Here is a 12,551-nt window from a genome sequence, read left to right on the forward strand (position 1 = left end):
GGAAAGGTGTGGGAAAGGTGTGACAAAAGTTGCGAAGTAGAGTAGTAAAATTCAATTGGAGAAGGAGAAATAGAAATGAGAAAGATTCAGAAAAAAGGTATGGCTATCTTCCTCGTCATGTTGATGGTGCTGGGAGGCATGACGGGAGTGCTTGGCAAGGCGTATGCAACGTCGGGCCTAGTCCTTTGGGATTTCAATATCTTAAATGTTCAAACCACGGCCGATCATCGAACCGTTACCGTGACTACAAATGTACCTTTGGTTGTTAAGGCTGGAGTAAGTGTAACGGATGCTGTATATGTGAAAAGAACGGATTCCAATGAATTTGTCAGCGTTGCAGCTGATTCCGCTGTAAATACGGGTTCTGCTGTGCTGACAGCTAACAATGGTCAAACCGTGTTCACTCTTAATTTGGATAGCCCATTAATAGGAACCGGCAATCAGATTCAAATTCAAGGTGCCTATTTCGAATCACCGGTAACACCGGGTTCGTATTCGGGCAACGCTACAACGAGAACACTGGACCTACAGTCCCCTGAATATGTAGGCTCTACATCTAATAATGGAAACAATGTGAATTTGTATTTTAATGAGAACATTTCATTGAATACAAGCAATCAGGATACTGCTGCTTATTTGAGAAGTCAAATGAGTATTGCAACGGATGGAATCAACTTTGTATCCCTTCCGCAACTGATGTCTGTAGCTCAAAACTCCAATTTGATTTGGTTAAACATGGGTAACGATATGAAAGTCATTCTAGGCACGAGCACGCTTATTAAAATCGCGAGCGGCACGTTAAAGGATGCAGCGGGTAATCTCAATGCGGAGATGACTCTACACGTAACCCCTCCAGTCATTCAAAGCTCAGCAATTAGTAATGATAACCACACGGTAACGATAACCTTCCAAGAGGATGTTCTAGCCAATACAGTAAACTTAAAAAGTAATATTTATTTATTAAAGGATGRCCCCAATTACAATTGGAATCCGTTGCTCAGCGACGATACAGTATCCATTGAATCCGGAAAGCTTGTCATCCATTTTGGACTGCCCCTCTCGGGACCTAATAATCAAATTTACATTGAACGTGGCACCCTTAAGGACAGCTACGGGAACGTTTCGTTCGATAGTGCTGTAACCGCTATGATACCAGCTAACTCAGGAGTCGTAGAGCCCGTCGATCGTACAGCACCTAAATTCGTAGAGTCTTATATTGCCAATCATAATCAGGATATCGTATTTGTTTTTGATGAAAATGTACAAAAAAATTGGGTGGATGAATCGACTTTAAAAGCTTCCATATATCGTTATTTCCCAAGCCTAGGTTGGGGGTATGGTATTCCTGATTCTATTAATTTTGCTCTGACATTCTCAGAGAATAAACTAATCCTTCATTTTGCAGCGCCATTGGTTGATTATCATTATCTTCAATTTCCAAGTGGATCTATTAAAGATCAGTCTGGGAACGTTCTTAATAAAAATGTTGTTTATGATTTCTACCCCGTTCAATCATTATCACTTGAAAACGGAAGATTTTTAAATAATGGTCGTTGGTTAAACCTATTTTTCAACGCTGATTTAGTAGACAATACGCTAGACGCTGGAACATCTCATTTGAAAGAAAAGATTACGATATCAACTGATCAAGGTGCAACCTTCTCAGCATTGGGCGCACAGGATGTCGTGTCAATTCAAGGGGACAGAGTGGTCGTATTATTCCRAGAGGCGAAGAAGAATCCAACATATGTAATTCACATTGATGCGAATGCATTAAAAGATGTACACAACAATGTGTGGAACACTGCGATTAATCAAGTTCTTGCTTACAACACGCCTGATTTGACGGGATTTTTCTTCAGTAATGCAGCAAGTGAATTCGTATTCGAAGACGATGCTGCATGGCGCAGCAAAGTAAGAGATGTCATCGTATATGATAATTGGAATGAAACTCGCAGAGTACTGAATGTCTCGGATTATACACTAACGGAAGGCAAGCTTACGGTTAACCAGGGGGTTTTTCAAGCAGGTTTAGATTATGAAATTTCAATCGATGCGGATGGTTATAGTAGTAAATGGATTGACGGCACAGCATTTTCTTCATCGGAATTGTTTTATATGACAGCGCCAGTCCTCAGCACACAAGGCGGACTTCTAGCGACGGTCAATGTGCTCAATAGCTTGAATGATGATAACAGTTATTACAGAAATGAGACTTATGGAACGCAATCGGTTGTATTCGTGTTAATGAATGGAACGACACCAGTCAGCATTGTAGCTTCTAGATTGAAATTAAACACAGGAGTCTATTCGGCCAATTTCAATGTAACAGATGCTGCTACTGCTGATTATAGCGTACAGGTATATGTGGTAAGTCAATTTAACAATGATGCCACTCATGTTGGTTTGAATCTGGCTACAGTACTTCCGCAAGCTGAATTCAATCTGAAGGTAATCGAACAGCAACTCAGGRGTGAAAGATAATAATATGATCATTAAAATGAAACTTCAAAAAGGTCTGATCTTGTCTCTCATGCTGATCATAGGGCTAATCCCACTCCCTGCATTGGCCAGCAATTCAGTTACAGTGAATGCTATATCACCCATTCATCCTGGTGATTCCGTGACCCTAGCAGGATCGTCTACTTATTCTGAGGTTATTATTAAAGTGCTTCGTCCTAGCAACAGCGTAGTCTTCTATACGATTGCGAAAGTAACGGATGGACAGTATTCAAGTTCGTTCACCCTAGCGAGCAGCGAAGCTGCAGGTACGTACAAGGTCGTTGCTGGACAAGCGAGTACGGTTGCCGTCCAGGATATTATCGTCGAAGCTAATACACCGCCAAATCCAGCCAGCAGCAACGCAGACTTGAGTGGACTGGTGTTGTCGAGCGGTACACTGGCGTTCACATCTGGAACATTAGACTACACCGTTGATGTAGCCAACAGCGTATCCAGCCTGATCGTAACGGCCAGTGTGAGCGACAGGAACGCTACTATGACCGTGAACGGAATAGCGGTAGCTAGCGGTCAACCGAGTAACGCAACCAGCTTGATTGTCGGCAGTAACGCCATCTCGATTGTCGTGACTGCTCAGAATGGCATAAGCAAGAAAACGTACACCGTGAACGTGAACCGAGCACAGGGAACGAGCAGCAACGCAGACTTGAGTGGACTGGCGCTATCGAGCGGTACACTGGCGTTCACATCTGGAACATTAGACTACACCGTTGATGTAGCCAACAGCGTATCTAGCATGATCGTAACGGCCAGTGTGAGYGACAGGGACGCTACTATGACTGTGAACGGAATAGCGGTAGCTAGCGGGCAACCGAGCAGCGCAACCAGCTTGATTGTCGGCAGCAACGCCATCTCGATTGTCGTAACTGCTCAGAATGGCACAAGTAAGAAAACATATACTGTGAACGTGAACCGAGCACAGGCAAAAGACAATAGCAGTGGGAGTGGTGGGTCAATGCCACCAACAACTAGCATCGTCACAAGCACGGATGGCAAGTTAACGCTTCCTGTAGGCAAGGCAGGGGAGGTTAAATTAGAAAATGCGGTCACCATCTCTATTCCGGTAGGCGCTATAGACAAAGAGCTGAAGCTAACGATCGAAAAACTGCTGGACACTCAAAAGCTCCTTACGAATAAAGAGGTTCTAGCCAGCCCGATCTACGAGATTCTGAAAAACTTCACGCAGAACTTTAGCAAACCTGTCACGCTGACCTTATCCTTTGACCCCGCAATCGTGAAGAATGGTCAACGGCCAGCAATATTCTATTATGACGAAGTGAAGAAGGAATGGGTGGAAGTCACTGGTGGGAAGGTTAATGTAGATCGAATCACCGTGGATATAGACCACTTTACGAAATTTGCGGTATTTGCTGTAGGTCAACCAACAACTGTGCCAACACCAGAGACGAAACCGACGATTAACTTTAGTGATATTTCTGGGCACTGGGCTGAGGCCAACATCAAGCAAGCGGTAAGCAGCGGAATTGTCACGGGCTATCCCGACGGAACATTTAAGCCGAATCATACCGTGACACGTGCGGAATTCGCAGTGATGCTGATGAATACGTTGAAGCTGCAGGGCGAAGGAGCGACGCTGACTTTCACGGATGCAACGAAGATCGGAGCTTGGGCGCAGAAGGCAGTGGCGCAGGCAGTACAAGCAGGCATTATTAATGGCTACGAGGACGGCAGCTTCCGTCCGGATGCTGAGATTACACGTGCGGAGATGGCAGCGATGCTCGCCAATGCTCTGGGTCAATCTAGCGCAGCGAATGTCGCAACCGGCTTTGCCGATGACGAGGTTGTTCCGTCGTGGGCCAAAGGTGCGGTAGCAGCGGTAAAGAAGCTGGGCATTGTTGAAGGTCAAGCGGCTAACGTATTTGCTCCTAATGCCCAAACAACAAGAGCAGAAGCAGTAACTGTTATGCTGAAGATGTTGACGCACAAGAGCAAGTAAACGAATTGTTTCATGATCAGGGTTATCCCGCAAGCTGTAGAGTATACGGCTTACGAGATAACCCTGTTTTATATCGCCCAAATCACCATATGGTATAATGGGTTAACATCAATAACTAGACATTGGGCAGTTAGGAGTTGTTATCACTTGCATATTGGAATCGACTTAGATAATACCGTTCTTGATGCCACTACGCCGCATTTGCATTATTATAATCAAGCGTCTGGATTATCGTTTACGGCCGATGACGTTAATGATTTTTACCTATACCGTCTTTATGGGTGGGATCAGGTAGAACGAGAGGCCGTGTATACGAAGTATGGGCATGATATTCATTGGAACTCCTCCCCTTTTCCGATGGCCGTACACATCTTACAGCAACTATATAATCAGCATCAAATATCCATTATAACGGCTCGACCCTTGCTTTTTCGTGATGTTACCCTTGAATGGCTTGAACTTCATCAGATCAAGTATCACAACATTATCCTGTGTGAGAACAAACTCCAAGAATTTATGAATTCCCAGGTAGATGTGTTGATTGATGATGGGCCTCACTATGCAGAGGAGTTTGCGCTTGTGAATAAGCCCGTTATTTTATACGACCAGCCCTACAATAAGTCCGTAACGAATGAACTCGTATATCGTGCATCCAACTGGATGGAGGTCAAACAGCATATTGATTACTTAGCATCTAAATCTATCACTCGGATCGCGAACGCTTGAAGGGATGTACAATTGCAGCTTTTTCGCTCTACAAGCGCTGTATGTGACAGGAAATTGGTGCAGAGATAGAGAGATCCTGGTAGCGTCAAGAAGTTTGGGTAACCAATGGTTGTTCATAATTATTGCCAGCTAATCCCGGATATCGTAGAATGAAGCTACGTTTCATCCAGGAAGGAATTGGACGGCATGAAGGTAACAAAACTTATGATTTCCACTGTGCTGGCCATGCTCGTCTTATTCTGGATCGTCAGTCCTTCTGCCTCTGTGTCTGCGGCTGCAGTTGAATCGGCGCATGAAGGAGTTCTCGATTTGTCCGCATGGGATTTTGAAGAGGATGGTAGTGTTCCTTTAGACGGCGATTGGGAATTTTATTGGAATCGTCTTCTGACGCCTCCGGTCTTCTTGCAATCGGATCATTCTTACCCAACCGGCTGGATTCATCTTCCCCATTCTTGGAACGGATCTGCAACCGATGCGGGTAAGTTGTCTGGAAACGGTTACGCCACATTTCGCTTAACGCTGCAACTGCAAGGCAATCATCCGAAGCTCGCACTTGGTCTGCCCACGATGTTCTCCGCTTACAAGCTGTGGATTAACGGTGAATGGCTTGCTTCCGTCGGTCAAGTCGGCACAGACCGGGATCATACGACGCCTCGTCTAGCTACTCGAATCGTTCAGTTTCAACCGCTCGACGGCAACAATGAATTGGTTATTCAGGTTGCGAATTTTCATCATCTGCGCGGAGGAATGACCAAATCGATCCTGCTCGGGACGGAGCAACAGATCGGGTTGCATGCGGACAAACGACAAGCGTTCGAGATGTTTGTCGTAGGGACGCTCCTGTTCATGGGCATATACCACGTGGCTCTGTTTATAATGCGCACAAAGGATCGAGCTCCGCTCTATTTCGGTCTCTTCTCGATCATATGGGGCATGCGCGGTTTATTGGTCGGTCAGGTCGTATGGACGAAATTTTTCCCTCATTTCCCTTGGGAATGGCAGATGAAATTGGAGTACTTGGCCTTATATGGCGGTACGTTTCTATTTGTAATCTATTTGCGCCATTTATTCCTGGGGGCGATGCCTGCCTGGTTCTACCGCGGTTCTCAGTTATTTCTCGTGATCGCCGTCATTCCTGTCATCGTTACACCTGCGAGAGTGTATACACGTCTTCTTGCACTTAATGAAACCATCATCGTGATGCAATTGTTATTCTTGCTATATATCGTCGTCAGAGCCTTCAAGGAGAGGCGGGAAGGCGCCTTGGTGTTAAGCTGGATTGGGGCATTTACGCTTCTTACCTGTATTAACGATTTCCTGTTTTTTGCCGAAAAATGGCCTTACTTTGGAAGTCTCAGCCCCTTCGGCTTGTTCGTCTTTACGTTTGGTCAAGTATTCATTTTATCCCGAAGATTTACCGATGCGTTCAGAATGGCGGAGAGTTATTCCGTGCAGGTACAGAACGTGAACAGTGAACTGCAGGAACTGAACGAAAGCTTGGAACGGAAAGTGCAGGAGCGAAGTCAGGAACTGCGTGAAGTAAACGACAGCTTGCAGGAATCGTATTATCGAATCCGCCATGCCGAACAATCACGGAAAACCATATTATCGTACATTACACATGATTTGCGGAATTCGGTAACGGTCATCGTAGGGTATTCGGAAGCGTTAACGGATCAAATCCGCTCTGATCTCCATCCCAAATTCATACGGTACATTCATACAGGGGCGGTTAGAATTGATCGCATGATCGACGATCTGTATTATTTATCCCAGTTGGAGTCTGGTCAGATTCCTTTTCAGATGCAGGAAAGTGGTATTGGTGAGCTTGCGGACCGGGTGTATGCGGGACATCAAGAGAGAATAACTGATGCAGGCCTCCTGTTCACTGTCGAATGTCCAGAGCACTTAAGCAAAGTAACGGTTAATGTCGATCCAGATCAGATTGAAAGGGTGTTCAATAATCTGATCGGAAATGCGATCAAATTCACCTCAGCGGGTGGAACGATCGCCTTGAGATTCCGAATCGTTCCGCAGGAGGCAGTGAAGGGGACAGAATTGACCGTTAAGGAGGTCGGCGCTGCCATGGAAAGTGGATACCGCAAGCTGGACATCAATCGGATTGAGGGACGAAGTATGCAGGAAGTGCTGGTGGAGATAGCAGATACCGGTAAGGGCATTAGTCGACAGGATTTACCCAATATCTTCGAGCGGCATTATAAAGGAATGGGAAATTCCGAAGCGGGAAGCGGGTTGGGACTGGCTATCTGTAAAGAAATCGTGGAGCGTCACGAAGGCCGAATATGGGCGGAGAGCACGATGCAACAAGGAAGCAGATTTTATTTCTGCCTCCCCATGTGCCGTAACGACGATTCTCGCCATTAATTCGCGGCCAGCTGTGAAGCTAATTTACTAGTCTTCATTGAGGGGACGACCTATAAATTTGTAGCCGACTCCTCGAATCGTTACGATAAACCGTGAATTCGCTGGGTCTTGTTCGATTTTTTTGCGTAATGTACTAATATGCACCATAACAGTCCGCAAATCACCCATATGGTCCATTCCCCAAATTTTATTGAACAATTCCTCACTATTGAACATTCGGTTAGGGTGCCGGGCCAAATGAAGCAATAGTTCAAACTCTTTAGCTGACAGAGTGATGTTATTGCCATAGACGGTAACAGAATGACTTTCCGGATCGATGATCAAATTCTCGAACTTCAAGGGATTTGTGGCGCGGTTGTTGGCGCGGATTGTGGTCGGCGCACTGCGGCGAAGGTGAGCTTTCACCCGGGCTACCAGTTCGCGGGGGCTAAAAGGTTTCGTTACATAGTCGTCCCCGCCGACTCCGAGAGCTAGTATTTTATCGATATCGTCCTTCTTGCTGCTAATGAAAATGACGGGGATATGGGTTGTTTTTCGGAGTTCCCTGCATATTTCGATTCCATCCGTCCCTGGCAATACAATGTCCAGTATGATAAGGCTCGGTCTATGTTGTTCGATCTTCTTGAATATATCGAATGGATCATTCATAACAACCGTCTTAAACCCATCTGCCATTAAATAATGACTGATCAATTCCCCGATTTCCTCTTGATCGTCAATCACGAGTATCGTTTGTCCAGACATCCAAATCCTCCTATTGCCTTGATAGTGCTCGATCACCTTACTTGGTTCTAATGTATTCGACATTGGGTAGTGGAAAATCCTGCTACACGACTATTGTGTGGGGAAGCGAAGACAGACCATAATCTCCTCAAAGGGGTGAGTAAATGCTTGAAGATGTTTTTACAAATTATGCTTTCAGGCATCCTGAAGCAGAATTTATACGCCATAACGAAAATATGACGTATGTGGTAAGGGATGGTAACCAGAAATACCTTTTGCGAATTCATAAAGCTATTGATGGACTGGATCTTTCTCATGGGAGTAGAAATGTTCAGCGGAATACCCTGATTAACAGCGAGATTGAACTGCTCCATCAATTACATGCTGCTGACAATATAAAAACACAGTATCCAATCCTGAACAAATATGGAGAATATGTTACGTATCTTGAAGGCGGTGTTCCGGCAACCGTACTTTCTTGGCTGGATGGAGAAGATCTTCAAAAAACAGCCATCACGGATGAACTCGCTTACACAATTGGACAGACAATCGGAGAACTGCACAATGCCATGTCTACGCTCTCCTGTCCGAACAGATATTATTATGACGAGGCGTTTGCAGATGCGATTTCAGATGACATTCAAGAAGCATATGAATTGAAACATATCACTGAACGGAATTATCGGCTCATGCAGGATGCGCTGTCTTGCATACGGACAATTCTTGTTAATGAAAGATCGCAATATGTTATGATTCATGCAGATCTAAGTAAATCCAATCTAATTCATTCGCATAGCGAAATTTGTCCGATTGATTTTTCATTATCAGGATATGGACTTGCAGAAATGGATTTATCTGACATTAATTGGACGTTACACAATGAAAAACTGACGCCGTTTCTTTTCGCGGGATATAAGTCAGTTACGCAACATGTTATAAATCAATCCTTTATTCGCGCGTTTACTGCCCTTTATCCTATAGCCTATACCGCATCACATCATAATAAAATTGATCAAGAAGGAAAGATTACTCAAGTAGTAGATCGGTGGTGCGAGACGATTCTAACTCCGTTCATTATTGCACAGTAATAGTTTTTTGAGTTAAAAATCCAAAAGGAAGAAGAGATCAACATTGAATTTAGAAGAGGTTATGCAGGAGCTTGAAGCTCTCGGCAAGGAACGAACCAAGAAAATTTACGAATCCAATGGGGCACACGAACCGCTTTTTGGCGTGGCTACAGGCGAAATGAAGCCCATCTTCAAAAAAATAAAAATAAATCAACCTTTGGCTGAGCAGCTTTACTCTACAGGGAACTACGATGCCATGTACTTTGCCGGAATAATTGCAGATCCAAAGGCGATGACTGAAGCGGATTTTGAGCGTTGGATCGATGCGGCTTATTTCTATATGCTGTCCGATTTTGTGGTTGCAGTAACGTTGGCAGAAACAGATATTGCACAAGAAGTGGCCGATAAATGGATCGCAAGCGGAGAAGAACTGAGAATGTCAGCGGGCTGGAGTTGTTACTGCTGGCTTATGGGGAATCGCGCGGACGGTGAATTTTCCATAACCAAAATTGCCAATATGCTTGAAAATGTGAAAAATACGATTCATGATTCTCCCGAACGAACGAAATACTCGATGAATAATTTTATTTATACAGTGGGGGTATCCTATTTGCCGCTCCATGATAAGTCGATCGAGATCGCAAAGGCAGTAGGACCGGTAGAAGTCAAACCGAACAAGAAAAAAAGCACTTTCCTGCTCGCTTCCGAACGTATTCAAAAGGCAGTAGATAAAGGGGGGATTGGTTTCAAACGAAAACATGTAAGATGTTAGAAGTAATGCTTAGGCATGAACTTCCTACATTGCCTGACATCATGGTTTATGTTAAGGTAGAAATACTAATGTGAAGGGGGTGAGGTAGGTGAATCACGAAATGGTCAACAACCGTATTAGCCAGCTGCCGATTGCTATGGCTGGCATTGTTCATGCATATTCCGCGAAGGGGATCAGTCTGTTCAATTACGATCATACGTTTGAACCATTCGCGAGAAGACGCCTACCTTAACCACAACGGATAGCTTTTTCATCCTAAGGGTCGCGGGCTTGTTGCCTCGGCTCTTTTTTTGTGCATTCAAGTTAGGGTCTTCATCCAATAGGAGGCTCTTGAAATGATAATAGTTAACGTTCAACAGATCAAAAAATACCATGCAGCAAACTTAGTTTTGGATGGGGTAACGCTTCAACTCCAGACCGGTGAGAAGGTCGGCCTGATCGGCCGCAACGGTAGTGGGAAATCAACTCTGCTCCGGTTAATCTCCGGCCATGAGCAGGCAGACGAGGGAATGCTAACCATCAAGAAGGGTTTGTCAATCGGTTATTTGCCGCAAATTCCTGCCGAGTTCGAGGAACTGAACGTATATGAGGTGCTTGCTTTCGGTTATCGGGAACTGATGGTCACCAAGCAGGAAATGTTGGTCATGGAGCAGCAGATGTCCAGCTCTGAGGCGACTGGCGATCCTGAAATGATGGAGCGGCTGCTCAAGACGTATGCGTTGGTTCAAGAGAGGTTTGAACAAGGCGGCGGTTATGAGATGGACACGGCCATTGATCAAGTGGCGAGTGGCTTGAGAATTGATCGAAGCAACGATCAGCGGAATTTTGGCAGCTTGTCCGGTGGAGAGAAGACACGTATTGTTCTGGCGTCCCAGTTGGTTGTCCGTCCAGACTTGCTGCTCTTGGATGAGCCGACGAATCACCTGGATCTCAAGGGAATAGAGTGGCTGGAGCAGTTTCTTCAGCGTTATGATGGCGCATGTGTCATCGTGTCGCATGACCGTTATTTTCTCGATGCCGTCGGTACGAAAATGATCGAACTGGAGGACGGGGAGGCTTATACGTATCTCACCAACTACAGCGGATATATGAAGGAGAAGGAAGAGCGTCTTCTGCAACAGTTCGCGCAGTTCCAAGAGCAGCAGAAGGTGATGAAAAAAATGAAAGAAACGATCCGTCAGTTGGAGGAATGGGGGCGGATTGGAGGAAATGGGAAGTTTTTCAAACGAGCAGCTTCGATTCGTAAAGCTTTGGAGAGAATGGAGGTAGTAAAGCGTCCCATCCTGGAGAAGAAAACGGCAGATTTCGAGCTGTCCCCTCTTGATCGTTCTGGTCGTAAGGTTGTCGCATTCGAAGGCGTGACGAAGCAATTTGGAGAACGTGTGATTTTGGATGGTGCAGAGGGAAACTTGCTATATGGCGAGAAGGTTGTGCTGTTGGGGGATAACGGATCGGGGAAAACGACGCTTTTCAAGCTGCTTCTGGGCATGATTGAGCCGGATGCAGGTAAGGTGGAGCAAGGGGCGCGTGTGGAAATCGGTTATTTGGCTCAGCAGGAGCCCGTGAGAGATAACAAGCTGACGGTACTAGAATATTTCCAGACCGAGGGACGTTTGGAGGAAGGCGAAGCGCGAAATGTGCTGGCCCAATATTTGTTCTATGGCGCTGACGTTTTCAAGCCGCTGCAAATGCTCTCCGGCGGCGAATGGTCCCGTTTGCGGTTAGCCTTGCTCGTGAGGCGCAAGCCGAACCTTCTGCTGCTGGATGAGCCGACGAATCATCTCGACATGGCTTCACGCGAAGCATTGGAGGAGGCACTGGAGGATTTTCCGGGAACGATACTGGCGATATCTCATGACCGATATTTTATTAATCGTCTGGCGAAGTGCGTATGGGAGCTGAAGCAGGGCAGGATTGTTAAGTATCTCGGAAATTATGATGATTATAAGGAGAAGTGTGGAGAACGGTCGTCGCAAGAGAGTATATCGGTAACTGGCGCATCGCGAATGACCGATGGAAAAACCTCCGCAGTGGGAGCGCCGAACAGAGTAAAGGCGGTTGAAAGCAGCGGTCTGGCGCGTACGAACGAGCGGAGACGTGAACAGTTGGAGCTTGAGATTGCTGTATGTGAAGCGGAACTAGCTCGTGCCGATGAAGACTTGCACCGTCTAGATCGTATTGGCGATACGGTCCAGCTTGAAGCAAGGTGGCGTGAGCGGGAAGAGCGGCAATCACAGCTTGATGCGCTTCTGGAATTGTGGATGGAACTTTCGAGTTGATTTATTGTTGAAGGTCAAGCGACTAACGTATTTGCTCCTAATGCTTATCAGGGTTATCCCGCAAGCTGTAGAGTATACGGCTTACGAGATAACCCTGTTTTATATCGCCCAAATCACCATAT

General features: G+C 45.7%; 9 protein-coding genes. 8 read left to right on the forward strand and 1 reads right to left on the reverse strand.

What is annotated here, in order from left to right; translation table 11 throughout:
* The first annotated feature begins 75 nt into the window (after positions 1 to 75).
* The 4 genes from AC1DWB_RS27890 to AC1DWB_RS27905 all read left to right on the forward strand — a co-directional run bounded on the left by AC1DWB_RS27890 (position 76) and on the right by AC1DWB_RS27905 (position 7,588).
* On the forward strand, positions 76 to 2,484 hold the full coding sequence (locus tag AC1DWB_RS27890) for an Ig-like domain-containing domain (RefSeq protein WP_477544369.1): 2,409 nt from the start codon (positions 76 to 78) through the stop codon (positions 2,482 to 2,484).
* A 4-nt stretch (positions 2,485 to 2,488) separates the two neighbouring features.
* Positions 2,489 to 4,477 carry an S-layer homology domain-containing protein gene (locus tag AC1DWB_RS27895; protein WP_477544370.1) on the forward strand — a complete coding sequence of 663 codons (1,989 nt, stop codon included), beginning with the start codon at positions 2,489 to 2,491 and terminating at the stop codon, positions 4,475 to 4,477.
* 147 nt (positions 4,478 to 4,624) lie between these two features.
* Positions 4,625 to 5,203 carry a 5' nucleotidase, NT5C type gene (locus AC1DWB_RS27900; RefSeq protein WP_477544371.1) on the forward strand — a complete coding sequence of 193 codons (579 nt, stop codon included), beginning with the start codon at positions 4,625 to 4,627 and terminating at the stop codon, positions 5,201 to 5,203.
* A 186-nt stretch (positions 5,204 to 5,389) separates the two neighbouring features.
* The gene (locus AC1DWB_RS27905; protein ID WP_477544372.1) at positions 5,390 to 7,588 is read left to right on the forward strand and encodes a sensor histidine kinase; all 2,199 of its coding nucleotides are present in this window, start codon (positions 5,390 to 5,392) and stop codon (positions 7,586 to 7,588) included.
* A 27-nt stretch (positions 7,589 to 7,615) separates the two neighbouring features.
* Here the strand turns inward: AC1DWB_RS27905 and AC1DWB_RS27910 are convergent, their stop codons facing one another.
* Positions 7,616 to 8,332, reverse strand: a complete 717-nt coding sequence (locus AC1DWB_RS27910; RefSeq protein ID WP_477544373.1) for a winged helix-turn-helix domain-containing protein — start codon at positions 8,330 to 8,332, stop codon at positions 7,616 to 7,618.
* Positions 8,333 to 8,475: 143 nt separating this feature from the next.
* Here AC1DWB_RS27910 and AC1DWB_RS27915 point away from each other — a divergent pair, with 143 nt between their 5' ends.
* The 4 genes from AC1DWB_RS27915 (at position 8,476) to abc-f (ending at position 12,429) form a co-directional block, all read left to right on the forward strand.
* Positions 8,476 to 9,399: a phosphotransferase enzyme family protein gene (locus AC1DWB_RS27915; protein WP_477544374.1), complete on the forward strand. Its 924-nt coding sequence runs from the start codon at positions 8,476 to 8,478 to the stop codon at positions 9,397 to 9,399.
* Positions 9,400 to 9,442: 43 nt separating this feature from the next.
* Positions 9,443 to 10,150: a DNA alkylation repair protein gene (locus AC1DWB_RS27920; protein WP_477544375.1), complete on the forward strand. Its 708-nt coding sequence runs from the start codon at positions 9,443 to 9,445 to the stop codon at positions 10,148 to 10,150.
* A gap of 88 nt (positions 10,151 to 10,238) precedes the next feature.
* The gene (locus AC1DWB_RS27925; RefSeq protein ID WP_477544376.1) at positions 10,239 to 10,382 is read left to right on the forward strand and encodes an RAxF-45 family protein; all 144 of its coding nucleotides are present in this window, start codon (positions 10,239 to 10,241) and stop codon (positions 10,380 to 10,382) included.
* Between the two features lie 103 nt (positions 10,383 to 10,485).
* Positions 10,486 to 12,429 (forward strand): ribosomal protection-like ABC-F family protein, encoded by a 1,944-nt coding sequence (abc-f, locus tag AC1DWB_RS27930; protein WP_477544377.1) that lies wholly within the window; start codon positions 10,486 to 10,488, stop codon positions 12,427 to 12,429.
* Positions 12,430 to 12,551: the final 122 nt, after the last annotated feature.

The organism is Paenibacillus sp. P4_E11 (assembly GCF_056401635.1).

Coding starts and splice junctions, on each gene's coding strand:
- abc-f (WP_477544377.1), top strand. CDS start 10,486: ATGATAATAGTTAACGTTCAACAGATCAAAAAATACCATGCAGCAAAC.
- AC1DWB_RS27905 (WP_477544372.1), top strand. CDS start 5,390: ATGAAGGTAACAAAACTTATGATTTCCACTGTGCTGGCCATGCTCGTC.
- AC1DWB_RS27910 (WP_477544373.1), bottom strand. CDS start 8,332: ATGTCTGGACAAACGATACTCGTGATTGACGATCAAGAGGAAATCGGG.
- AC1DWB_RS27915 (WP_477544374.1), top strand. CDS start 8,476: ATGCTTGAAGATGTTTTTACAAATTATGCTTTCAGGCATCCTGAAGCA.